Here is a 21,577-nt window from a genome sequence, read left to right on the forward strand (position 1 = left end):
GATGCGGATCAGACCTGCCAGCGGGGCCTGCGCTTGTCGAAGAAGGCCGCGATGCCCTCGGGCGCCTCGTCGCCTTCCCAGACGGCGACCAGCCGGTCGATGCTGTCCTCGATCACGGCTTGGTCGATGCGCGGACCCAGGGCGCGGCACTGCGCCTTGGCGGCGGCGACCGCGGCGGGGGCGGCCAGCAGGAAGGGCGCGACCTCGGCCTCGACGGCGGCGTCCAGATCCCCGGGCGCGACGGCGCGGGCGACCAGGTTCAGCGTCACGGCCTCGTCCGCGCCGAAAAGGCGGGCCGAGAAGAAGACGCGGCGCGCCTTGTCCTCGCCCATCCGGGCCAGGACATAGGGGCCGATGGTGGCGGGGATCAGGCCCAGCTTGACCTCGGTCAGACCGAACTTCGCGGTGGTTGCGGCGATGGCGATGTCGGCCACGGCCATCATGCCCGCGCCGCCGCCAAAAGCGTTGCCGTGGACACGGGCAATCACCGGCTTGGGCAGCAGGTTCAGCGCCGACAGCATCCCGGCCAGCACCCGCGCGCCTTCGCGCCGTGTTTCCGCATCCGCATCCATCTGCGCCCGCATCCAGCCCAGATCGCCGCCTGCGCAGAAGCTGGTCCCCTCGCCCGCCAGCACGACGACGCGCACGGCAGGATCGGCCCCAAGCCGGACGGCGGCCTCGGTCAGTTCCTCCATCATCCGCTGGGACAGGGCGTTGTGCTTGTCGGGACGGGCAAGCCACAGGGTCGCCACGCCCCGCGCGTCGGTGTCGATGCGGATCGTCTCAAACATGGGCTGTTCCCCTCAGACCGCGCGCAAAGGCGGCGGCCCGTTCGATCACCGCCATGTCCAACCCATGCGCAAATCCCCGAGCGGCCAGATGCGCCGCGACTTTTTCCGTGGCGACATTGCCCGCCGCGCCCGGCGCATAGGGGCAGCCGCCAAGCCCGCCTACCGCCGCATCGAAGACCCTCAGCCCGCGCGCCAGGCTGGCGTCGATGTTCTGCAGCGCGCGACCCGCCGTGTCGTGGTAATGCCCGGCCAGCCTCTCGGCGGGCACCTCGTCCAGAACCGCGGCCAGCATGGCGTCGATGGTTTCGGGTCGTCCTTGCCCGATCGTGTCGCCCAGGCTGACCTCATAGCAGCCCATGTCGCGCAGCGCCGCCGCCACCCGGGCGACATGGGCGGGCGGTGTGGGACCATCGAACGGGCAGTCCGTCACGACGCTGACATAGCCGCGCACCGGGATGCCATCTGCCTGCGCCGCCTGCGCCACGGGCGCGAGCCGCTCCAGGCTTTCGGCAATGGTCGCGTTCAGGTTGGCGCGGCTGAAGCCTTCGGATGCGCTGGCGAAGATCGCGACCTCGCTGGCGCGCGCTGCCTTTGCCCCCTCATAGCCCTTCATGTTCGGCGTGAGCACGGCATAGCTGACTCCAGGCGCGCGGGTGATGCCCGCCATGACCTCGGCCGCGTCGCTCATCTGCGGAACCCATTTCGGGCTGACGAAACTGGTGACTTCGATGCGCCGGAAACCCGCCTGCGACAGCAGATCGACCAAGGCGATCTTGTCAGCGGCGGGGATCAGCCGCTTTTCGTTCTGCAACCCGTCACGCGGGCCCATCTCGAAGATTTCGACGGCTTCAGGCATTGGACAGCTCATAGAAGTCGCGGTCATAAAGCTGCGGCTCGCCTTCCTGCGGCAGGGCGCGCCCGAAAGCGGGACGCGCGGTGCAGCGGTCGGCATAGGCCTGCAGGGCGGGCGACAGGCGGACAAAGCGGCCCGCGGTCCAGACCGACCAGCCGACAGCGCAATCGACGCCCGAGAAATCGCCCGCCATCAGCCAGTCCTGCCCCTCAACCGTCTGTTCCACCAGCCGCAGCGTGCGGGCCAGCCGCGCCGTTTCCAGCTTCATCACGGTGTGAGAACGCGTCGAGGGGTCGCGCAGCATCAGGTGGCTTTGCGTCAGGTTGGCGATATGCTGGCCAATCGTCTCGGCGAAATGCAGCCAGTCGAGCCAGCCGAGCCGCCCCTCGGCCCCCGGCGCGCGCCACAGGTGGGGCCCGCGTGTCTCGCACAGGTATTCGACCATCGCGCCGGATTCGTGGATTACGTTGCCGTCGATCTGCAGCGCGGGCGCCCGGCCGACCGGATGGATGGCCGCGTATTCGGCGGCGCGCATGTCCTTGCCGCGCAGGTCCATGACCCGCAGGCTGAAGGGCAGTTCAAGCTCGTTCAGCAGCCACAGGATGCGCATCGAGCGCGACAGCGGCACGTGCCAGAGGATGATCTCCCCGCCGCCATCCTTGACCGGACCGCCCGAGGCAGGGGGCAGTGCGTCGGTAGGCACGGGTTCGGGGGGCGTGTCAGGCATGTTCCTCCTCCAGCCGGATCAGGGGGGCGCCTGCCTCGACCTGTTGGCCTTCCTGGGCCAGCACCTCGGCCACGGTGCCGTCGCGGGCGGCGGTCAGGCTGTGTTCCATCTTCATCGCCTCCAGCACGGCAAGGCGGTCGCCTGCCTTGACGGTCTGGCCCGCGCTGACATGGACCGACTTCACCAGCCCCGGCATCGGCGACAGCGTCAGCGCCGCGCCGGCCCCGGAATCGGACTGCCGGTCCAGCGGGTCGAGCGGCAGCAGATGCAGGCTGCCCGCGCCGAACACGCTGACGCCGCTGTCATGGGCGGTGATGCGATGGCGGCAAAGGCTGCCGTCCACCCACCAGCGGTCGCCCTGCCAGCGGACCTCGTGCGGCTGGCTGTCCAGCGTGACACGCGCCGCGCCGGGGCCGAGTATTTCCAGCACCGCCTGGCCGCCCTGCCAGGCAATGGTGCGGCGCAGCGGCTGCCACAGGGTCATACCGCCCTTGACCTGAGGGTCCGAAAGCCCCGCAAGCCCGATCACCGCCAGGGCGCGGGCCGCAGGCTGGGGTTCGGATGCCGCCACAAGCGCGTCGAGGTCGCGCCCGATCAGGCCGGTATCGACCTCGCCCGCGCGAAAGCCGTCGTGCCGCGTCAGGGCGATCAGGAAGTCGAGGTTCGTGACGGAACCCGCGACCTCGGTATCGACCAGGGCCGCTTCCAAGGCGCGCAGGGCGATGGCGCGGGTGGCGCCCCAGGTGACGACCTTGGCGATCATCGGGTCGTACCAGGGGCTGATCGAATCGCCCTGCCGCACGCCGGTCTCGATCCGCGCGCCGCCCGGGAAATGCAGATGCGCCAGGCGGCCGGTGGCAGGCAGGAAGCCCGCCGGGACGTCCTCGGCGTAAAGGCGCGCCTCGAAGGCATGACCGCGGATCGAAAGGTCCTCCTGCCGGGCAGGCAGGGGTTCGCCCGAGGCCACGCGCAACTGCCATTCGACCAGATCGACGCCGGTGATCGCCTCGGTCACCGGGTGTTCGACCTGCAGGCGGGTGTTCATCTCCATGAACCAGAAGCCGTCCGGCCGCAGGCCACGGCTGCCATCCACGATGAACTCGATGGTGCCCGCGCCGCTGTAACCGATGGCCTCGGCGGCGCGCACCGCCGCGCGCCCCATCGCCTCGCGCATTTCCTGCGTCATGCCGGGGGCCGGGGCTTCCTCGATCACCTTCTGGTGGCGGCGCTGCAACGAACAATCCCGTTCGAACAGGTGGACGGCGTTTCTGCCGTCGCCAAAGACCTGCACCTCGATATGGCGGGGCTGCTCGATGTATTTCTCGATCAGCACTGCGGGGTTGCCAAAGGCGGTCGCGGCCTCTCCCTGCGCGGATTGCAGGGCGGCCAGGAAGTCCTGCGGGCGCTCGACCAGCCGCATGCCTTTGCCGCCGCCGCCTGCCACCGCCTTGATCAGCACCGGATAGCCGATCTGGTCCGCCTGCCCTTCCAGATAGACGGGATCCTGGTGTTCGCCGTGATAGCCGGGCACCACCGGCACGCCCGCCTTCGCCATCAGTGCCTTGGCCGCGTCCTTCAGGCCCATCGCGCGGATCGCATCGGCGGAAGGCCCGATGAAGACCAGCCCGGCCGCCGTGACCGCATCGACGAAGTCGGGGTTTTCCGACAGGAAGCCATAGCCCGGATGGATGGCCTGCGCGCCGGTATCCAGCGCAGCCCGGATGATCGCGTCGCCGCGCAGATAGCTGTCCCTGGGCGCGGGTCCGCCGATATGGACAGCCTCATCCGCCATGGCGACGTGGCGGGCGGCGCGGTCCGCGTCGGAGAAGACGGCCACCGTGCGCACACCCAACTTGCGGGCGGTGTCGATGACGCGGCAGGCGATCTCGCCGCGGTTGGCGATCAGGATTTTCTGGAACATCGGTCTAACCTCACATCCTGAAGACGCCGAAGCGCGTCGGCTCGATGGGCGCGTTCAGGCTGGCGCGCAGCGACAGGGCCAGCACCTCGCGCGTTTTGCGCGGGTCGATGATGCCGTCGTCCCACAGCCGGGCCGAGGCATAGAGCGGGTGGGACTGGCGGTCGAACATCTCGATGGTGGGGCGCTTGAACTCGGCCTCCTCCTCGGGCGACCAGCTGCCGCCGGCGCGTTCGATCCCCTCGCGGCGCACGGTCGCCAGCACGCCCGCGGCCTGTTCGCCGCCCATGACGCTGATGCGGCTGTTGGGCCATGTCCACAGGAAGCGCGGGCTGTAGGCGCGTCCCGCCATGCCATAGTTGCCCGCGCCGAAAGACCCGCCCACCAGCATGGTGATCTTGGGGACGTTCGTCGTGGCCACCGCCGTCACCATCTTGGCGCCATGGCGGGCGATGCCCTCGTTCTCGTATTTCCGGCCGACCATGAAGCCGGTGATGTTCTGCAGGAATACCAGCGGAATGGACCGCTGGCTGCACAGTTCGATGAAATGTGCGCCCTTCTGCGCGGCTTCCGAGAACAGCACGCCGTTGTTGGCGACGATGCCGACGGGGCAGCCCTCGACATGGGCAAAGCCCGTGACCAGCGTCTCGCCGAAGCGGGCCTTGAATTCGTCGAAGCGGCTGCCGTCCACGACGCGGGCAATCACCTCGCGGATGTCGTAGGGGGTGCGCAGGTCGGCGGGAACGACGCCCAGGATGTCCTCGGGGTCATGGGCCGGCGGTTCGGGCGATTGCCAGACCACGCTGTCCGGCATCCGGCGGTTCAGGTTGCCTATGGAGCGGCGGGCCATGGCCAGGGCATGCGCGTCATCCTCGGCCAGGTAATCGGCCACGCCGGACAGGCGCGTGTGGACATCGCCACCGCCCAGATCCTCGGCCGTCACGACCTCCCCGGTCGCGGCGCGCACCAGGGGGGGACCGGCCAGGAAGATCGTGCCCTGGTTGCGCACGATGATCGTGACGTCGGACATGGCAGGAACATAGGCGCCGCCCGCCGTGCATGACCCCATCACGACCGCGATCTGCGGGATGCCCTTCGCGCTCATCTGCGCCTGGTTGTAGAAGATGCGGCCGAAATGGTCGCGGTCGGGAAAGACCTCGTCCTGGTTGGGCAGGTTCGCGCCGCCGCTATCGACCAGATACACGCAGGGCAGATTGCACTGTTCGGCGATTTCCTGGGCGCGGAGGTGCTTCTTGACGGACAGGGGATAATAGGTGCCGCCCTTCACGGTGGCATCGTTGGCCACGACCATCACGTCCCGTCCGTGCACGCGCCCGATGCCCGCGATCACGCCGGCGCCCGGCGCGGCATCGTCATACATGTCATGCGCAGCCGTGGCGCCGATTTCCAGGAAGGGGCTGCCCGCGTCCAGCAGGTTCGCGACCCGCTCGCGCGGGGGCATCTTGCCGCGGCTGGTGTGGCGCTCCATCGCCTTGGCACCCCCTCCGGCGGCTGCGGCCAGGGCGGCGTCGCGCGCTATCTGGATCAGCGCCAGATGCGCCTCGCGATTGGCGCGAAAGGTGTCGGATGTCGTCAGGGCGGCAGAGGACAGCTTCATGAACAGCGGATCCCGATGGGGGCGCGACGCAATGCCGCAGCCGAGGTTTTGATGACAGCGAATTGATCCAGATCATGTTTTCGGCTTGCCACCCGTTCCATGCCGCGCTTGGCAAAGACAGAAGGAGCCGAATGATGAAAACACTGTGCCTCGCCGCCGCAGCCGTCCTGGCTGTTGTCTCTCCGGTGGCTGCGCAGCAGGCGGGCGAGCTGACCGTTGGTCTGGGCATCGCCAACGTGAACCCGAAATCGGACAATGGGACGCTTGCCGGCGGCGCGGTTCCGGTCAGCATCGACGACAATACCCGGCCGCAGATTACCGTCGAATACTTCATCCGCGACAACATCGGGGTCGAGCTTCTGGCAGCCCTGCCCTTCAAGCACTCGATCGAGTCGAACGGGACCGAGATCGGCACCGTCAAGCACCTGCCTCCGACCCTGTCGCTGCAGTATCACTTTGACGCGTCCCCGCAATGGAAGCCCTTTGTCGGCGTCGGCGTGAACTTCACCGGCTTCTTTGACGCCGAAGCCAAGGGCCCGCTGGCGGGCAACGACCTGCGCGTCAAGAACAGCTGGGGCCTGGCCGCGCATCTGGGCACCGACTACTGGATCAACGACCGCTCGGCCGTGCGTGCCGACCTGCGCTGGATCGACATCGACTCGGACGTGACCCTGAACGGCGTGGACATCGGCCAGGTCGAGGTGGACCCGCTCGTCGCAGGCGTCAGCTATGTGGTGAAGTTCTGATCCGCCGGTCTGGCGCATCCCCGCAGGGGTGCGCCAGGGCCGGACCATGGCCGAACCGCCCGTCATGTCCGGTCCCGCTGATAGGCCATCAGCAGGATCACCTGCCGGGCGGTTTCGTTCAGCTTGCAGGTCGGTTCCGCCAGCGCACCGCCGGTCCCGCCGCCATTGGTGATCCTGTCATAGGCGCAGCGCGCGTCGCGGAAGGTGATCCAGTCGCGCTCCATCGTGACCAACGCCTCGGCCCGTTCGGCGCCGCGTTCTTCCTCGGTCGCCTTCAGCTTGTCATAGGTTTCGGTCAGCTTCGCTTCCCAGGCCTGCCATTCCGCATCGAGGCAGTTCAGTTGCCGGTCCACGGGAGCCACGTCGCCATGCTCCGCCTCGGCATAGGCGAGGCAGCTTTCCTGCCCGGCCCCGGCGCAGTCCAGCCGCGCACCATCGGTCCGGGCTTGGTCCAGGCATTGGTCGATCAGCGCCGGATCAAGGCCCGAACTGTCGCCGGCAATGGCGGGCGGCGCCAGCCACAAGGCGGCCGGCAGGACAAGCGCAAGACGCAGGGGGGCGAAAACAGGCATGGTCAATCCTTCCTTGGCAGGTGATCCAACCAAACCATCCTGCCGCGGTGCCGGATCCACGGCCTAGCCATCCTGCGGCTCATAGGCTCGCAGCCGAAAGTATTGCTGCGCCGTCAGCCGCAGGCTGCAATCAACGCTGGCCGGCCCGCCCCCGGTGCCGCCGCCCCAGCGGCTGCGTTCATAGGCGCAGGCGGCATCGCGAAAGGCGATCCAGTCGCGCTGCATCTGCTTCAGCAGCGGCTCCTGCTTCTCGGCCGCCGAACCCAGGTCCGTCATTTCGGCATCGGCGGCCTTGGCGGCGGCCATCACGCGGCCATAGCTGTCGTTCAGCTTACGGTCCCAGACCCCCAGCTCCTCGTTCAGGCACCAGGACATGCCGACGGTGCTGTAGCCGCCCGGCGATTCCATGCATGGTCCCGACGCGGCACCGATGCAGGCGGCGTAATCCGGGGTCTCGGCCGCGCCGGCGTCGTCCAGACAGCGGTCGATCAGCGCTGCATCAAAGGACGGGCGTTCCGGTTCATCCTGCGCCAGCGCAGGCGAGGTTGCCAAAGCCAGCGCAAGCAGCGCGCAGCGCATCAGGCCAGCCCCATCAACTCGCGCCCGATCAGCATCCGGCGGATTTCGCTGGTGCCGGCGCCGATCTCCATCAGCTTGGCATCGCGGAACAGGCGGCTGACCACGCTGTCGTTCAGGAACCCCGCCCCGCCAAGCGCCTGCACGGCCTGGTGCGCCTGCACCATGGCCTGTTCGCTGGCGTAAAGCACCGCGCCCGCCGCATCCTGCCGGGTGACCTTGCCCGCGTCGCAGGCCTTTGCGACCTCGTAGACATAGGCGCGGGCGGTGTTCAGCGCGACATACATGTCGGCGATCTTGCCCTGCATCAGCTGGAAGGACCCGATGGGCTGGCCGAACTGCTTGCGGTCGCGCACGTAAGGCATCACCTCGTCCAGGCAGGCCGCCATGATGCCGGTCCCGATCCCCGACAGGACCAGCCGTTCATAGTCCAGCCCCGACATCAGGACGCGAACGCCCCGGCCTTCCTCGCCCAGCACATTCTCGAACGGGATCTCGCAATTCTCGAAGATCAGCTCGCCCGTGTTCGATCCTCGCATCCCCAGCTTGTCGAAATGCGGACTGGTCGAGAATCCCGCCATGCCGCGCTCGACGATGAAGGCGGTGATGCCCTTGCTGCCCGCTTCCGGGTCGGTCTTGGCATAGACCACCAGCGTATGCGCGTCGGGCGCGTTGGTGATCCAGTACTTGCTGCCGTTCAGGACATAGCGGTCGTTCTTCTTTTCCGCCCGCAGCTTCATGCCGACCACGTCGCTGCCCGCGCCCTCCTCGGACATGGCAAGGGCGCCGACCGCCTTGCCGCTGCACAGGTCGGGCAGGTATTTCGCACGCTGTTCGTCGGTGCCGTTCAGCTTGATCTGGTTCACGCAAAGGTTCGAATGCGCGCCATAGGACAGGCTGACGCTGGCGCTGGCGCGGGCGATCTCCTCGGTCGCGATGACATGGGCCAGATAGCCCATGCCCGCCCCGCCGAACTCCTCGGGGACGGTGATGCCCAGCAGGCCCAGTTCGCCCATCTCGGTCCACAGTTCGTTCGGGAAGGCGTTCGTGCGATCGACCTCGGCCGCGATCGGCTTGACGCGTTCCTGCGCCCAGCGGTGCACCATGTCGCGCAGGGCGTTCACATCCTCGCCCAGGTCGAATTCCATTCCCCGCGTGAACATCCGAAAACCCCTCCCGGTTTATTGAACGACCGTTCATTTCTATAGGCCATGGGCTGCAAGGCCGTCAAGCGGCAGTCCGGACAGCAGGCAAGACGCTCCTCGCAGGACGAAGGCGACCATTTCGGCGCAAGTGCCTGCGGGCAAAAACAGATTGCCACGCCACGTTAGGTAACGTTAATTAATTATGTCTAATTTGCCTAAGTCTTTTGGCAAGGCCGACAAATATTTTGCGAATCCCCTCATCGATTCGGCCGAACGCGCCGAGTCTGCCAGAAGGAAGACGATCGTGCCTTACAGTACCCGCATTCCCGACAGTTTCATTGACCTGAGCGCGGACACGCCCGTCCTGACGCTTCCTCCGACCTTTGTGCTGAACGACCTCGGCCCCTCGACCGAGTTCGACGCCTTTAAGACAAACGACACCACGCTGGACCGGGGCGACAATGTCTACCTGGTGGACGCTGACGGAAATCCCGTCGATTCGGGCCAGTTCGCCGGTACCGCCACCCTGTCTACGGCGGCGGCAGACGCGAGTGTCATTGGGCTTGCCTCTGCGACGGTCCAGGTCAATCCCATCACAGGCCCAATCTATGTGGATGAGAACGGCCAGGCCTACATGATCACGGACGAGCCCTTGTCCGCGGACCGCCTGGGGGTCACCATCACCATCGATCCGCTGATCGGACCTGATGTCGTATTGAACACGCCGATATCCGGGATTGCGGACGCGCTTCCCCTGGGGCTGGGCGGGCTGTTGACGCCAATCACCAATGCAGCCCAGGCAACTCTCGATACGGGGATCGTCACCTATGACTACGATCCCGACGGCACGGCAGAGCTTGAGCCGGGCGAGGTCGTGCCCTGCTTCGCCCGCGGCACGCTGATCGAAACCCCCGAGGGGCCGGTCGCGGTCGAGGATCTGGCGGTCGGCACCCTGGTCCGCACGCGCGACAACGGTGACCGGCCGATTCGCTGGATCGGCCGCGTCACATTGTCGGCCAAACGTTTGGCAATGCAGCCGAGGATGCGCCCGATCCGCATAGCCGCCGGTGCCCTTGGCGCGAACCTGCCCAGCCAGCCGCTGGTGGTTTCGCCCCAGCACCGGATCCTGGTCCGGTCGGGAATCGCGCAGCGCATGTTCGGCTCGCCCGAGGTTCTGGTGGCGGCAAGGCAGTTGCTGCTGCTGGAAGGGATCGACATCGCCGAAGATCTGGAAACGGTCGAATATTTCCACATCCTTTTCGACCAGCACGAAATCGTCATCTCGAACGGGGCCGAGACCGAATCTCTCTATACGGGACCGCAAGCCCTGCGCGGCGTCGGACGCGCCGCCCGGGAAGAGATCTTTGCTCTCTTCCCCGAACTTGAAAAGGCCACGGAACTGCCGCCGGCCGCGCGCGATCTTGCCTCGGGACGCATGGCGCGCAAGCTGGCGATGCGCCATCAGCAAAACCGCAAGCCCTTGGTCAGCCTGCACTGAAGGGCTCTGGGCTCCGGCGGCTTCGGCCGCCGGATTGCCTTCAGACACTTCCTCGCCGCGCCCCGATGCACTAGACAGTGCGCGAAGAGGACTGGAACATGACGAAGATCACCCCGCAGCCGGGCATCATGGATATTGCGCTTTACGTCAGCGGCGAAAGCAAGCTGCCCGGACGCGGCGAGGTGCTGAAACTGTCGTCGAACGAAAACCCGCTTGGATGCAGCGGCAAGGCCAAGGCCGCCTATGCCGCCGCAGCAGCGGATCTGCACCGCTATCCGGCCACCGATCACGCGGCCCTGCGCCGCGCCATCGCCGAGGTCCATGGCCTGGACCCCGACCGGATCATCTGCGGCGTCGGGTCCGACGAGGTTCTGCAGTTCGTCGTCCATGCCTTCGCCGGCGTCGGGGATGAGGTCATCACGACCGAGCATGGCTTTTCCATGTATCCGATCCTGGCCCGGATGGTCGGCGCCGTCCCGATCACCGTCCCCGAAGCCGAGCGCCGCATCGACGTGGACAGGATCCTGGCCGCGCTGACCGACCGGACGCGGATCGTCTTCATCGCCAATCCGGCCAATCCGACCGGCACCATGCTGACGGCCGACGAATTGCAGCGCCTGGTGGATGGCCTGCCCGCGAGTGTGCTGCTGGTCCATGACGGCGCCTATACCGAATTCGCGGCAGGCGCGGATGGCGGCGTGTCGCTGGTCGATCGTCACCCGAACGTCATCATGACGCGGACCTTTTCCAAGATCCACGGGCTTGGGGGCCTGCGGATCGGCTGGGGCTATGCCTCGCGCGAGATCATCGACGTGCTGAACCGCATCCGTCAGCCCTTCAACCTGTCGAACGCCCAGATGGCCGCGGCCGAGGCTGCGATCCGTGACACCGCCTTTCGCGACCATTGCGCCGACCTGAACGCCCGGATGCGCGACCGCCTGCGCAATTCGCTGATCCAGATGGGCATCGGCTGCGACGAAAGCTTTGCCAATTTCGTGCTGGCCCGCTTTGCCGATCCGGCCCAGGCCGAGGCTGCCGATGCGGCCCTGCGCGACGACGGCATCCTGGTCCGCCGCGTGGCGGGGTACGGCCTGCCCGCCGCCCTTCGGATCACCGTGGGGGACGAGGACGGTGTCAGCCGCGTCATCGACTGCCTTGGCCGCTTCATGGCGGAAGGGAGGACACATGAGCGTCATCTATGACCGTGTCGCGCTGATCGGGCTTGGCCTGATCGCCGGCTCCATGGCCCATGCCATCCGCGAAGGCGGGCTGGCGCGCGAAACCGTGGGCTTTGCCCGCAGCGCCCAGACACGCGAAATCGCGCGCGAGATCGGTCTTTGCGACCAGATCACCGACAGCGTGGCCGAGGCGGTGGCAGGTGCCGACCTGGTCGTCCTTGCCGTTCCGGTCGGGGCCATGGGCGACCTCGCGGCGGAAATCGCGCCGCACCTGAAGCCGGGGGCGACCGTCACCGATGTCGGATCGGTCAAGCAGTCGGTCATCGATGCCGTCGCCCCGCATATCCCCGAAGGCGTGCATTTCATTCCCGGCCACCCGCTGGCCGGCACCGAACATTCCGGCCCCCGCGCGGGCTTTGCCAGCCTGTTCCGTAATCGCTGGTGGCTGCTGACCCCCCTGCCGGACAGCGACCCCCAAGCCGTTGAGCGGCTGTCCGATCTGGTCCGCGCCATGGGTGCCAAGACCGACAGGATGGAGCCGGCGCATCACGACCTTGTTCTGGCCGTGACCAGCCACGCCCCGCACCTGATCGCCTACACGATGGTGGGCGTGGCCGATCACTTGCGACAGGTCACGGACGAACAGGTCATCCAGTATTCCGCCGCCGGTTTCCGCGACTTTACCCGCATCGCCGCCAGCGACCCGACCATGTGGCGAGACGTGTTCCTGCACAACAAGGAGGCGACGCTGGACATCCTCGGCCGGTTCACCGAAGAACTGTTCGTGCTGCAGCGCGCGATCCGCATGGGTGACGGCCAGCAACTGTTCGATTACTTCACACGCACGCGCGCCATCCGCCGCGGCATCATCGAGGCCGGGCAGGACACCGACGCGCCCGATTTCGGCCGCGCAGCGAAAACCGGCGGCTAGAACGCGGGCCAGCGGGGGGCGGGGCCGATCTCGAGCGTGCCCAGATACATGCGCCCGTCCCGCATCTCGACCGGGATGCGAAGCTGGCCCTCTGGCGCGGGCGGCATGGCTGGTTGTCCCGCACCCCCTTCCGCAAATTCCATCCCGCCGATGCGATTCAGCATGGCGCGGGCCAGCAGGCGCGCATTGGACGACATCAGCCCGGCCTCGATTGCCGCATCCAGCATCGCTGCCGCATCACTGGTGTAGAGCGCCACGCGGCCTTGGGCCCGCCCATCCGAACCCTTGCCCAGCATCCCGACGACCCGCAGCGAAGATGCGCCGGTGCCGATCTCGAGACCCTCGGTCAGCACGCCAAGCACGGCGGGCGGTGCTTCGGTCGCAACGCCGGGCTGGCGGTCCAGCCACAGGCGCAGCCCGCCCTGGGCGGAGGAAACCTGCGGCAGGCGCAGGTCGGGAAAGGCGATCTGCACCTGATAGGGATGACCCGCGATGCGGTCGTCCGCCACCGCCAGCGCGGTCACGCTGCCCCGCCCCGACAAAGGCCCGCCATCCAGCGACAGGGCCGCAAAGGACGCATCGGCTTGCCTTACCCTGCCCAGCGGAGACAGCGTCACGGCCGCTGCGGCGTCCTCCATTCCGACCTGCCGCCGGCCGGCAGGGCCGTCAAGAAACGCCGCCGCGGGCAGGTCGGCCCTGACGGTCAGCGGGGCGGTCGGGGTCACCCACAGGTCCAGCGCCGGCAGGTTCAGTTGCCCCGCCTGCATCGGCAGGGTCACGCCCGAAAGCGCGAGCCCAAGTCGCCCCCAAGCCGGTTGCGGCCCCACCCGGTCCGCCTGCACGCGGGGGCGGACCTGCGAAAGCAGCAGGGGTTCGGCCACGGACCAGATCCCCGCAAGTGCCAGCGTCGCCAGCAAAAGCAGCCTTGCAATCACCATTCTTCCCACCGCTCCCCTTCCGTCGCGCCCTGCCCTGCCCTAACTTTCGGCAAATGGACAGGTTCGGGACAATGCGAAAGATTGAATGGGTCTTCGGCTATGGATCGCTGATCTGGGATCCCGGCTTTTCGCCGGTCGAGACCGCGCGGGCCTGGGTAAGCGGTTATGCCCGCAGCTTTTGTCTGCGGTCCATCCAGCATCGCGGCACGGCGACTCTGCCGGGCCTGGTCCTGGGCCTTGACGAACAGTCCGGCGGAGAATGCAGCGGCCTGGCGCTGCGGATTGCGAACCGGGACCATGACGAGGTGCTGGCCTATCTGCGCGCCCGGGAACTGGTGACCGACGCCTACAAGGAGTCGATCCTGCCCCTGCGGCTTGAGGATGGCCGGAGGGTCGAGGCCCTGGCCTATGTCATGCGTCGCGATCATGTGCAGTATGCGGGCGGGCTGGAACTGGCGGAACAGGCCCGGATCATCGCGCAGGCCCAGGGCCGGCGCGGGCCGAACGCCGATTACCTGTTCAACACGGCTGCCCATCTGTCGCAGATCGGGCTTGCCGACGCGGTCCTGGACCAGTTGACGGCAGAAGTCCGCAAGTTGCTGGAAAGCGACACAAACCCGCCGGCCTGACTTTCGGATCGCTTGGCAAGTGCCGGGGCGCGCCCTACACTCGATGCCAGAGAGTAGGCATGGGAAGCGACCAGTTGAGCGATCCGACCAGCAGCCAGCGGCCTGACCCGTCCGACCTTCCGCGCCGCAGCGGCGCGGCAAGCCGCCCGATCACCGCGACCCGTCCGAAAAGCCCGGGCCCCACCAGCCCGCGCTTTTCGCAGCCGGTCCGACAGATTGTGCTGATGGTCAGCGTGCTGGCCCTGGTGCTGGCAGGAGGCTGGATCACCTATGGCCGTATCCTGCCGATCTTTCGGGCCAACCTGTGGCTGAACGGCCTGATCCTTGGCGTCTTCGCGCTTGGCGTCCTGGCCTGCTTCTGGCAGGTGGCCCAGCTGATCCGGTCGGTCAGCTGGATCGAGCGTTTTGCCAAGCGCCGCAGCAACGCCGTGGAAAAGGGCATCGCCGCACGAGGCGGCGCCGACACCAGCGACCAGCCGCCGCGCCTTCTGGCGCCGCTGGCCGCCCTGCTTGGCTCGCGCGGTCCGGCGGGCGGGGTCATCTCGACGACTGCCTCGGCCTCGATCCTGGATTCCGTCGCGACCCGCATCGACGAATTGCGCGACATCACAAGATATCTGTCGAACCTTCTGATCTTCCTCGGGCTTCTTGGCACCTTCTACGGCCTTGCCACGACCATTCCGGCGGTGGTGGACACGATCCGGAACCTGGCGCCGCAGCAGGGCGAAAGCGGCATCCAGGTCTTCGACAAGCTGATGAGCGGGCTGGAATCCCAACTAGGCGGCATGGCCACGGCCTTTTCGTCATCCTTGCTGGGGCTTGCCGGGTCCCTGGTGGTGGGACTGCTGGAACTGTTCGTGACCCACGGCCAGAACCGTTTCTACCGGGAGCTTGAGGAATGGATGTCCGGGTTTACCCGGGTCAGCCTGGCGGGCTCCGAGGGCGATGCCATCGATCAGGCCGCGCTGGCGGGCTTTCTGGAGCAGATGGCGGGCCAGATGGACCGCCTGCAGCAGATGCATGCCGAGCGCGACCTGCAGCGCGACGAGGCCGCGGCCATGGCCGATGAACGCGTCGTCGTCATGGCCCAGTCCATCGAGGCGCTGGTCCAGCGCAGCGAGGCCGAGCACGAGGCCTCCCTGTCTCGCATCGCCGCGCTGACGCAGGCCCTGTCGCGGCTGGGCGACGGGCAGGAAAGGCTGATCGAAGGGCAGGACCGGCTGGTCGGCCTGGTGCGGGCGGAAACGGAACGGCCTGCCGCCCCGCCGATCGACCTTCGCGGGGTCGAGACCGCGCTGCACCGGCTGGCGGCCGACCTGATCCAGGGCCGCGACGAGATGGTGGCAGAGCTTCGGTCGGATCTGTTGGTGCTGACGCGCGCGGTCCGCGCGGCACGCTTCAACGATCCGTTCCGCGACGATCTTCTGCGCGATCCGCTGGTGTTGCGAGACAGGAGCTAGGGCATGGCACTGCGCCGCGCGGCTTCCGGGCACCGCTTTTCGGCCAATATCTGGCCCGGCTTCGTCGATGCCCTGGCCACGCTGCTGATGGTGCTGGTTTTCGTGCTGACGATCTTTACCGTCATGCAGTCGGTGCTGCGCGAACAGATCACCGACAAGGACGACACCATCGCCGATCAGGAAAAAATCATCGGTGACCAGGGCCAGGCCCTTTCCCGCCAGGAACAGCGGCTGGAGCAATTGGGCCAGCAAGTGGCGGCCCTGGGCCAGGCACTGACTGCGTCAGAGGATCGCGAGGCCGGCCTGCAGGGCCAGCTTGCCGATGCCGAGGCCGAAGCGCGCGACCGCGCGGCGCGGATCACGCGCCTGTCTGCCCAGTTGAAGACCAGCCAGGGCGAACTGGCGCAGGCGCGGTCCCGGCTGACCGATTTCGAGGCCGAGGTGGCTGCCCTGATGGCCGCGCGCGCGGCCGATCAGGAACAGGCCAGGACGCAGCAGCGGCAGGCGCAATCCCGCCTGGAAGAACAGCAGAACCGCGCCAGCGCGGCAGAACTGGCCGTGGCGGCGGCCCGCAAGGAGATCGACGCGCAGGCCGAACAGGCGCGCCTTGCTGCCGCCCGCCGCGAGGCGCTGGAGGCGCTGGTGGCGGACCTGCGCCAGAAGAACCAGGCAAGCGAAGCACAGGCCGGCGCATTGCAGGCCCGGCTGACCCAGGCCGAGGCCGCCCGCCTGACCGATGCCGAGGCAGCGCGTGCGCTGCGCGAACGACTGGAAAAGGCTGACTCCGAACTGACCGCCATGACCCTGTCGCTTGAGGAAAGCCGCAAGCGCGCCGAGGAAACCCTGACCCTCCTGGCTGCAGCCGAGGCCGCGCGTGATGAGGCCACCGCCAAGGCCGCCAGCCAACTGAGCGATGCCGAGCGTCAGGCCGCGCTGCTGGCCACTGCCGAAAAGGCGCTGGCCGACCAGAAGTCCCTGTCCGAGGATGGCCAGCGGCGGGTTGCCCTGCTGAACGAGCAGGTTGCGTCTCTGACAGCGCAACTGGGATCCTTGCAGGCGCTGCTGGACGCGGCGGGCGACGATCAGCGGCAGGCGGAACTGCGGGTGGAAACACTGGGGCAACAGCTGAATGCCGCCCTGCTGCGAGCCGCCGAGGAAACCAACCGACGCCTGACGCTGGAAGAGCAGGCCCGCCAGCGCGCCGAGGAGGAAGCAAAGGACCTGGCCCGCTATCGTTCGGAATTCTTCGGCCGGCTGTCCGAGATCCTGTCGGGCCGCGAGGGGGTCCAGGTCGTCGGCGACCGCTTCGTCTTCCAGTCCGAGGTGCTGTTTCCGCCCGCCGCCTCTACCCTCTCGCCCGAGGGCCATGAGCAGATCGCGCGCGTGGCGGGAATGCTGTCTGAAATCGCCGACGAGATACCGCCCGAGATCGACTGGATCATTCGCGTGGATGGCCATACCGACAACACGCAGTTGTCGGGCACCGGACGCTATCAGGACAACTGGGAACTCAGCCAGGGCCGCGCCCTGGCGGTGGTGCGATACATGATCGACGAGCTTGGCTTCCCGGCGAACCGCCTTGCCGCGACGGGCTTTGCCGATACGCGGCCGGTCATGCAAGGAAACTCGCCCGATGCGCGGGCTGCAAACCGGCGCATCGAGCTGAAGCTGACGGAACGCTAGGCCCTGGCTTGCGTCTTCCTGGCCGGTTGGGCCGGAACGCCCGCCAGTTTCCTCAGATGGCGTTCGATTTCCGAATTCACCTCGGCACCGACCAGGACCACGGTCGAGGTGAACCACAGCCACATCATCAACGCGATCACCGCGCCAAGTGAGCCATAGGTCTTGTTGTAGTCCGCAAAGTTGGCCGCATACCAGCTGAACAGGATCGAGGTGATGACCAGCCCCACAGCCGCGATGACCGCGCCGGGCGAAATCCAGCGCCAGCGCGAATCGGGCGCGTCAGGACCCCAGCGATACAGCGCCGCAAGCGCCAGGATCAGCACGCCGAACATGATCGGCCAGCGAATCACCGCGACCCAGGTGGTGGTGGTTTCGGCAAGCGGCAGCATCTGCAACAGGATCGGGATGACGGCGATCACGCCAAGCATCAGGATGATCAGCACCAGCCCGCCCAGGGTAAAGGCCATCGACACCAGGTTAAGCCGGATGATTCCCCGGGTTTCCGTCTGGAAGAACGCCACGTTCAGCGCGGACAGCAGCGCCTTCATGCCGCCATTGGCGGAATAGAAGGCGACCAGCAGCCCGCCGATCCCCGCCAGCGACAGCGCCGTTCCGGGTGACGAGGTGATCGCCTCGACCTGGCCGCGGATGATGTCCAGCGCACCTTGCGGCAGGAAGCTCTGCATCAGGTCGAGATGCCCGGAGATCGTCGCCGGATCGGCAACCAGACCATAGATCGACACAAGCGCCGTAATTGCCGGAAACAGCGACAGCAGGCCGAAGAAAGTGATGCCGCCTGCAACGGCCGTTACGCGATCGGTGCCGATCTGCGCAAGGGTCGATTTCGCGATCTCCATCCAGTCGGCCCTGGCCAGATCGCGCAGTCCGACATCCTTGCCGATTGGCTGCGCCCGCGTTGCCGTGTGCGCCTTCGGCTTCCGCTCGGTCTTCATCCCGAAGCGCTTGCGCGTCGGATCGTCCAGATCCCCGAACAGGGCGTCGAGGACGCCGGGGGTGCTGCTTCTCATGGCGTCATTCCCGGTCACAGCCGATGGGTGCGATCTTCATCAGCGTTTCTGTGGGCGTGCCTCGGCTGTTCGCCGCGGACGGCTGCGCGCAACTGATCGGCGGTGGACGCGAATTCGGACACGACCTCTGTCGCCTGACGCGCCACGCTGCGGAAACCGTCCATCGCGACGGCAAGCGACTTGGCGATCCCTTCCAGGCTTTCCGACAGCCTGTTCGACGTATGGATCAGATCCTCGACGAAGTTACCCTTTGGCGCCTTCTTCACCTTGGCCGGTTTCGGCATGTCGCGATTCTGCTCCGCCTCGGCGCGCAGGCGGGCAGCCTCGTGGCGGTCGGACTGGTCCTGCGCCCTGACGCGGCGGCGCATCGCCTCGCGCTCCTCCTCGTCCATCTCGACAAAGCGCGGGGCGTTGAACTTGCGTTGCGGATGCTTGGGATGGGCGTCGCCGGAAATGGCATCGGCGATCTTGCGCACGGCCAGAACGGCCGCCGCCGTTCCGCCGGCGACGCCGACCGCCACCCCGCCCCAGACCGCGATCTTGGCGCCCAGCGAGGGCGTCGGATAGGAAGACCGGCCGTCAGGCGATACATGACCCGAGGCAATCACGCGTCGGGCCTGGAAGGACGGCTTGGGTCCATGGTGCCCCGGAGGCACGGGCCGGGGGCCAAAACGGGTCTCGCTCGTGCGGTCGGCCTCGGTCAGCGGGCGGTCGTCGTCATGGGTCGGATGCATTGCTTTTCTCCGGTCTTGTCGGATTGGTCGACTCCTCAACAGCTTGCGTGGCCGGAATGTTCCCATGGCCCTGCGGGCGGAAATCGAAATCTTGCCGCCGCGTCATCACCCCGTTATGCCCGCCCCAACCGGAAAGGAGCCCGCCATGATCCCCCGCTATGCCCGCCCCGAGATGACCGCCATCTGGTCGCCCGAGACCCGATTCCGCATCTGGTTCGAGATCGAGGCCCATGCCTGCGATGCCCAGGCCGACCTGGGCGTCATCCCGCGCGAAAACGCCGAAGCCGTCTGGCGCGCCAAGGATGTCGAATTCGACGTGGCCCGCATCGACGAAATCGAGGCCGTGACCAAGCACGACGTCATCGCCTTCCTGACGCATCTGGCCGAGCATATCGGGTCCGATGAAGCGCGCTTCGTCCACCAGGGCATGACCAGCAGCGACGTTCTGGACACCACGCTGAATGTCCAGCTTGTCCGCGCGGCCGACATCCTTCTGGCCGATCTGGACCGCGTTCTTGAGGCCCTGAAGCGCCGCGCCTATGAACACAAGGACACCGTGCGCATCGGCCGCAGCCACGGCATCCATGCCGAGCCCACCACCATGGGCCTGACCTTCGCGCGCTTTTATGCGGAAATGGACCGCAACCGAGACCGCCTGGAAAAGGCCCGGTGGGAGGTCGCCACCGGCGCGATCTCGGGCGCGGTCGGCACCTTCGCCAATATCGATCCCGCGGTCGAGGAGCACGTCTGCGCGAAGCTGGGCCTGCGCCCTGAACCGATCAGCACCCAGGTCATCCCGCGCGACCGCCACGCGATGTTCTTTGCGACCCTGGGCGTCATCGCGTCCAGCATCGAGAACATCGCCATCGAGATCCGCCACATGCAGCGGACCGAGGTGCTGGAAGCCGAGGAGTTCTTCAGCCCCGGCCAGAAGGGCAGTTCGGCGATGCCCCACAAGCGCAACCCGGTGCTGACCGAGAACCTGACCGGCCTTGCCCGCCTGGTGCGCATGGCCGTCATTCCGGCGATGGAGAACGTGGCGTTGTGGCACGAACGCGACATCAGCCATTCCTCGGTCGAACGCGGCATCGCCCCGGACGCGACCATCACGCTGGACTTTGCCCTGAACCGGCTGGCAGGCGTGATCGACAGGCTGGTTGTCTATCCCGAGAACATGCTGAAGAACGTGAACAAGTTCAAGGGTTTGGTCATGTCGCAGCGGGTGCTTCTGGCGCTGACGCAGGCCGGTGTCTCGCGCGAGGATGCCTATCGGCTGGTGCAGCGAAACGCCATGAAGGTCTGGGAACACGGGGCTGATTTCAGGCAGGAGCTGCTGGCGGACCCCGAAGTGACGGCGGCCCTGTCCCCGGCCGAGATCGAGGAGAAGTTCGACCTTGGCTATCACACCAAGCATGTGGACACGATCTTCCGCCGGGTGTTCGAGGAACGTCAGCAATAGGCCCGCGTAAACCGCGCGTTAGGAAAGCTCTGCCAGATTGGCCGCATGGACGGTCGATCTGGTGGGACGATGACGATACAAACGGGATTGAGCCAACGGCAGAAGGCGGCGGTGATCGTCCGCCTTCTTCTGGATGATGACGAGGCGTCGAGCCTGTCGCGCCTGGACAGCGAAAGCCAGACCCTCCTGGCCGAGGAGATGGCGGGGATGGAGCTGATAGACCGCCAGACCCGCGACGCGATCATCACCGAATTCTGCGACCGGCTCGAATCCGTCGGCGTGACCTTTCCCGGGGATCTGGACGGCACGCTGGCGATGCTGGGCCAGCAACTGTCCGAGGACAGCACCGACCGGCTACGCCGCCGCGCGGTGATCCAGGGCCGGGGCGACCCCTGGCAGCGCATCGGCGCCCTGCCCGCCCCCGCCATCCTTTCGCTTGCAAACTCCGAGGCCGTCGAAATGGTGGCCCTGATGCTGTCCAAGCTGCCGGTCGAACGCGCTTCCGAGGTTTTCGTGGGCCTGCCCCGCGAAAGGGCGCGCGCCGTGGCACAGGCCATGTCCATGACCGCGGGCGTCACCTCCGAATCGCTGCATCGCGTCGGCCTGGTCCTGCTGCAGGCGGCCGAGGCGCTGCCGCGCCCCGCGATCCCGACCCCCACGACGGACCGGATGGGCGCGATCCTGAACTTTGCCACCGCCGATCTGCGCGAGGACGTTCTGGACAGCCTTGACCGGCACGACGCGGACTTCGCGGGCGGCGTGCGCAAGGCGATCTTCATCTTCGCCCAAATCCCCGCCCGCGTCATGCCGCGCGACATCCCCCGCATCGTCCGGGAGGTCGAGCAGCCGGTCCTGATCCGCGCCCTCGCCGCCACGGCCGAAGCCGAGGCGGCGGCTGCCGAATTCATCCTGACGAACCTGTCGCAGCGCATGTCCGACGGACTGCGGGAGGAGCGCAACGACCTGGGCAAGCTGCGCGCCACCGACATCGAGGAGGCGATGACGGAAGTGGTCTCGGCCATCCGCCGCCTGGAGGAAGCGGGCGAGATCACGTTGATCCTGCCCCAGGATGACGGGTAAGGAGGGTTGCGGC

20 protein-coding genes are annotated in these 21,577 nt (G+C 67.2%); 9 read left to right on the top strand and 11 right to left on the bottom strand.

The window, feature by feature from the left end:
• Positions 1-8: 8 nt before the first annotated feature.
• The 5 genes from OU682_RS13235 to OU682_RS13255 are packed head-to-tail and all read right to left on the bottom strand — an operon-like array spanning position 9 to position 5,907.
• On the bottom strand, positions 9-791 hold the full coding sequence (locus OU682_RS13235; protein ID WP_268942618.1) for a crotonase/enoyl-CoA hydratase family protein: 783 nt from the start codon (positions 789-791) through the stop codon (positions 9-11).
• Positions 784-1,647 carry a hydroxymethylglutaryl-CoA lyase gene (locus OU682_RS13240; RefSeq protein ID WP_268942619.1) on the bottom strand — a complete coding sequence of 288 codons (864 nt, stop codon included), beginning with the start codon at positions 1,645-1,647 and terminating at the stop codon, positions 784-786. Before OU682_RS13240 ends, OU682_RS13235 begins: the two co-directional genes overlap by 8 nt.
• Positions 1,640-2,371, bottom strand: coding sequence for a glutathione S-transferase family protein (locus OU682_RS13245; RefSeq protein WP_268942620.1), 732 nt, complete (start codon positions 2,369-2,371; stop codon positions 1,640-1,642). The genes OU682_RS13240 and OU682_RS13245 overlap by 8 nt, the downstream gene beginning before the upstream one ends.
• On the bottom strand, positions 2,364-4,292 hold the full coding sequence (locus OU682_RS13250) for an acetyl-CoA carboxylase biotin carboxylase subunit (protein WP_268942621.1): 1,929 nt from the start codon (positions 4,290-4,292) through the stop codon (positions 2,364-2,366). The genes OU682_RS13245 and OU682_RS13250 overlap by 8 nt, the downstream gene beginning before the upstream one ends.
• A gap of 10 nt (positions 4,293-4,302) precedes the next feature.
• Positions 4,303-5,907, bottom strand: a complete 1,605-nt coding sequence (locus OU682_RS13255; protein ID WP_268942622.1) for a carboxyl transferase domain-containing protein — start codon at positions 5,905-5,907, stop codon at positions 4,303-4,305.
• A 134-nt stretch (positions 5,908-6,041) separates the two neighbouring features.
• On the opposite strand from OU682_RS13255, the gene OU682_RS13260 reads away from it, so the two are divergent.
• Positions 6,042-6,653: an OmpW/AlkL family protein gene (locus tag OU682_RS13260; RefSeq protein WP_268942623.1), complete on the top strand. Its 612-nt coding sequence runs from the start codon at positions 6,042-6,044 to the stop codon at positions 6,651-6,653.
• 62 nt (positions 6,654-6,715) lie between these two features.
• On the opposite strand, the gene OU682_RS13265 is transcribed toward OU682_RS13260, so the two are convergent.
• From OU682_RS13265 to OU682_RS13275, 3 genes are all read right to left on the bottom strand, one after another.
• Positions 6,716-7,225 carry a lysozyme inhibitor LprI family protein gene (locus tag OU682_RS13265; protein WP_268942624.1) on the bottom strand — a complete coding sequence of 170 codons (510 nt, stop codon included), beginning with the start codon at positions 7,223-7,225 and terminating at the stop codon, positions 6,716-6,718.
• Positions 7,226-7,288: 63 nt separating this feature from the next.
• Positions 7,289-7,804, bottom strand: coding sequence for a lysozyme inhibitor LprI family protein (locus OU682_RS13270; protein WP_268942625.1), 516 nt, complete (start codon positions 7,802-7,804; stop codon positions 7,289-7,291).
• A complete protein-coding gene (locus tag OU682_RS13275) occupies positions 7,804-8,964 on the bottom strand; it encodes an isovaleryl-CoA dehydrogenase (protein WP_268942626.1) in 1,161 nt (386 codons plus the stop codon). The genes OU682_RS13270 and OU682_RS13275 overlap by 1 nt, the downstream gene beginning before the upstream one ends.
• Positions 8,965-9,250: 286 nt before the next feature.
• Between OU682_RS13275 and OU682_RS13280 the strand changes: the two genes are divergently transcribed.
• The 3 genes from OU682_RS13280 to OU682_RS13290 all read left to right on the top strand — a co-directional run bounded on the left by OU682_RS13280 (position 9,251) and on the right by OU682_RS13290 (position 12,553).
• Positions 9,251-10,444: a Hint domain-containing protein gene (locus OU682_RS13280; RefSeq protein ID WP_268942627.1), complete on the top strand. Its 1,194-nt coding sequence runs from the start codon at positions 9,251-9,253 to the stop codon at positions 10,442-10,444.
• Between the two features lie 98 nt (positions 10,445-10,542).
• Positions 10,543-11,646, top strand: coding sequence for a histidinol-phosphate transaminase (gene hisC / locus OU682_RS13285; protein WP_268942628.1), 1,104 nt, complete (start codon positions 10,543-10,545; stop codon positions 11,644-11,646).
• Positions 11,630-12,553, top strand: a complete 924-nt coding sequence (locus tag OU682_RS13290) for a prephenate/arogenate dehydrogenase family protein (protein WP_268942629.1) — start codon at positions 11,630-11,632, stop codon at positions 12,551-12,553. Before hisC ends, OU682_RS13290 begins: the two co-directional genes overlap by 17 nt.
• On the opposite strand, the gene OU682_RS13295 is transcribed toward OU682_RS13290, so the two are convergent.
• A complete protein-coding gene (locus OU682_RS13295) occupies positions 12,550-13,491 on the bottom strand; it encodes a DUF2125 domain-containing protein (RefSeq protein ID WP_268942630.1) in 942 nt (313 codons plus the stop codon). The genes OU682_RS13290 and OU682_RS13295 overlap by 4 nt on opposite strands.
• 71 nt (positions 13,492-13,562) lie before the next feature.
• On the opposite strand from OU682_RS13295, the gene OU682_RS13300 reads away from it, so the two are divergent.
• The 3 genes from OU682_RS13300 to OU682_RS13310 are packed head-to-tail and all read left to right on the top strand — an operon-like array spanning position 13,563 to position 17,263.
• Positions 13,563-14,120 (top strand): gamma-glutamylcyclotransferase, encoded by a 558-nt coding sequence (locus tag OU682_RS13300; protein ID WP_268942631.1) that lies wholly within the window; start codon positions 13,563-13,565, stop codon positions 14,118-14,120.
• Positions 14,121-14,179: 59 nt separating this feature from the next.
• Positions 14,180-15,580, top strand: a complete 1,401-nt coding sequence (locus tag OU682_RS13305; protein ID WP_268942632.1) for a hypothetical protein — start codon at positions 14,180-14,182, stop codon at positions 15,578-15,580.
• A 3-nt stretch (positions 15,581-15,583) separates the two neighbouring features.
• The gene (locus OU682_RS13310) at positions 15,584-17,263 is read left to right on the top strand and encodes a peptidoglycan -binding protein (protein WP_268942633.1); all 1,680 of its coding nucleotides are present in this window, start codon (positions 15,584-15,586) and stop codon (positions 17,261-17,263) included.
• Here the strand turns inward: OU682_RS13310 and OU682_RS13315 are convergent.
• Positions 17,260-18,291 (bottom strand): YihY/virulence factor BrkB family protein, encoded by a 1,032-nt coding sequence (locus OU682_RS13315; RefSeq protein WP_268942634.1) that lies wholly within the window; start codon positions 18,289-18,291, stop codon positions 17,260-17,262. The genes OU682_RS13310 and OU682_RS13315 overlap by 4 nt on opposite strands.
• Positions 18,292-18,305: 14 nt before the next feature.
• A complete protein-coding gene (locus OU682_RS13320) occupies positions 18,306-19,025 on the bottom strand; it encodes a hypothetical protein (protein ID WP_268942635.1) in 720 nt (239 codons plus the stop codon).
• A gap of 145 nt (positions 19,026-19,170) precedes the next feature.
• Here OU682_RS13320 and purB point away from each other — a divergent pair, with 145 nt between their 5' ends.
• Together purB and OU682_RS13330 are read left to right on the top strand one after the other, a co-directional pair.
• Positions 19,171-20,484 (top strand): adenylosuccinate lyase, encoded by a 1,314-nt coding sequence (gene purB, locus OU682_RS13325; protein WP_268942636.1) that lies wholly within the window; start codon positions 19,171-19,173, stop codon positions 20,482-20,484.
• 69 nt (positions 20,485-20,553) lie between these two features.
• Positions 20,554-21,564: a FliG C-terminal domain-containing protein gene (locus tag OU682_RS13330; protein WP_268942637.1), complete on the top strand. Its 1,011-nt coding sequence runs from the start codon at positions 20,554-20,556 to the stop codon at positions 21,562-21,564.
• Positions 21,565-21,577: the final 13 nt, after the last annotated feature.

The sequence above is a fragment of the Paracoccus benzoatiresistens genome (genome assembly GCF_026913015.1).
Classification (GTDB): domain Bacteria; phylum Pseudomonadota; class Alphaproteobacteria; order Rhodobacterales; family Rhodobacteraceae; genus Paracoccus; species Paracoccus benzoatiresistens.

What these genes read in the sequence shown, in the direction of transcription:
- OU682_RS13235 (WP_268942618.1), bottom strand. Translation starts at nt 791, where the DNA reads ATGTTTGAGACGATCCGCATCGACACCGACGCGCGGGGCGTGGCGACC.
- OU682_RS13240 (WP_268942619.1), bottom strand. Translation starts at nt 1,647, where the DNA reads ATGCCTGAAGCCGTCGAAATCTTCGAGATGGGCCCGCGTGACGGGTTG.
- OU682_RS13245 (WP_268942620.1), bottom strand. Translation starts at nt 2,371, where the DNA reads ATGCCTGACACGCCCCCCGAACCCGTGCCTACCGACGCACTGCCCCCT.
- OU682_RS13250 (WP_268942621.1), bottom strand. Translation starts at nt 4,292, where the DNA reads ATGTTCCAGAAAATCCTGATCGCCAACCGCGGCGAGATCGCCTGCCGC.
- OU682_RS13255 (WP_268942622.1), bottom strand. Translation starts at nt 5,907, where the DNA reads ATGAAGCTGTCCTCTGCCGCCCTGACGACATCCGACACCTTTCGCGCC.
- OU682_RS13260 (WP_268942623.1), top strand. Translation starts at nt 6,042, where the DNA reads ATGAAAACACTGTGCCTCGCCGCCGCAGCCGTCCTGGCTGTTGTCTCT.
- OU682_RS13265 (WP_268942624.1), bottom strand. Translation starts at nt 7,225, where the DNA reads ATGCCTGTTTTCGCCCCCCTGCGTCTTGCGCTTGTCCTGCCGGCCGCC.
- OU682_RS13270 (WP_268942625.1), bottom strand. Translation starts at nt 7,804, where the DNA reads ATGCGCTGCGCGCTGCTTGCGCTGGCTTTGGCAACCTCGCCTGCGCTG.
- OU682_RS13275 (WP_268942626.1), bottom strand. Translation starts at nt 8,964, where the DNA reads ATGTTCACGCGGGGAATGGAATTCGACCTGGGCGAGGATGTGAACGCC.
- hisC (WP_268942628.1), top strand. Translation starts at nt 10,543, where the DNA reads ATGACGAAGATCACCCCGCAGCCGGGCATCATGGATATTGCGCTTTAC.
- OU682_RS13290 (WP_268942629.1), top strand. Translation starts at nt 11,630, where the DNA reads ATGAGCGTCATCTATGACCGTGTCGCGCTGATCGGGCTTGGCCTGATC.
- OU682_RS13295 (WP_268942630.1), bottom strand. Translation starts at nt 13,491, where the DNA reads ATGGTGATTGCAAGGCTGCTTTTGCTGGCGACGCTGGCACTTGCGGGG.
- OU682_RS13300 (WP_268942631.1), top strand. Translation starts at nt 13,563, where the DNA reads ATGCGAAAGATTGAATGGGTCTTCGGCTATGGATCGCTGATCTGGGAT.
- OU682_RS13305 (WP_268942632.1), top strand. Translation starts at nt 14,180, where the DNA reads ATGGGAAGCGACCAGTTGAGCGATCCGACCAGCAGCCAGCGGCCTGAC.
- OU682_RS13310 (WP_268942633.1), top strand. Translation starts at nt 15,584, where the DNA reads ATGGCACTGCGCCGCGCGGCTTCCGGGCACCGCTTTTCGGCCAATATC.
- OU682_RS13315 (WP_268942634.1), bottom strand. Translation starts at nt 18,291, where the DNA reads ATGAGAAGCAGCACCCCCGGCGTCCTCGACGCCCTGTTCGGGGATCTG.
- OU682_RS13320 (WP_268942635.1), bottom strand. Translation starts at nt 19,025, where the DNA reads ATGCATCCGACCCATGACGACGACCGCCCGCTGACCGAGGCCGACCGC.
- purB (WP_268942636.1), top strand. Translation starts at nt 19,171, where the DNA reads ATGATCCCCCGCTATGCCCGCCCCGAGATGACCGCCATCTGGTCGCCC.
- OU682_RS13330 (WP_268942637.1), top strand. Translation starts at nt 20,554, where the DNA reads ATGACGATACAAACGGGATTGAGCCAACGGCAGAAGGCGGCGGTGATC.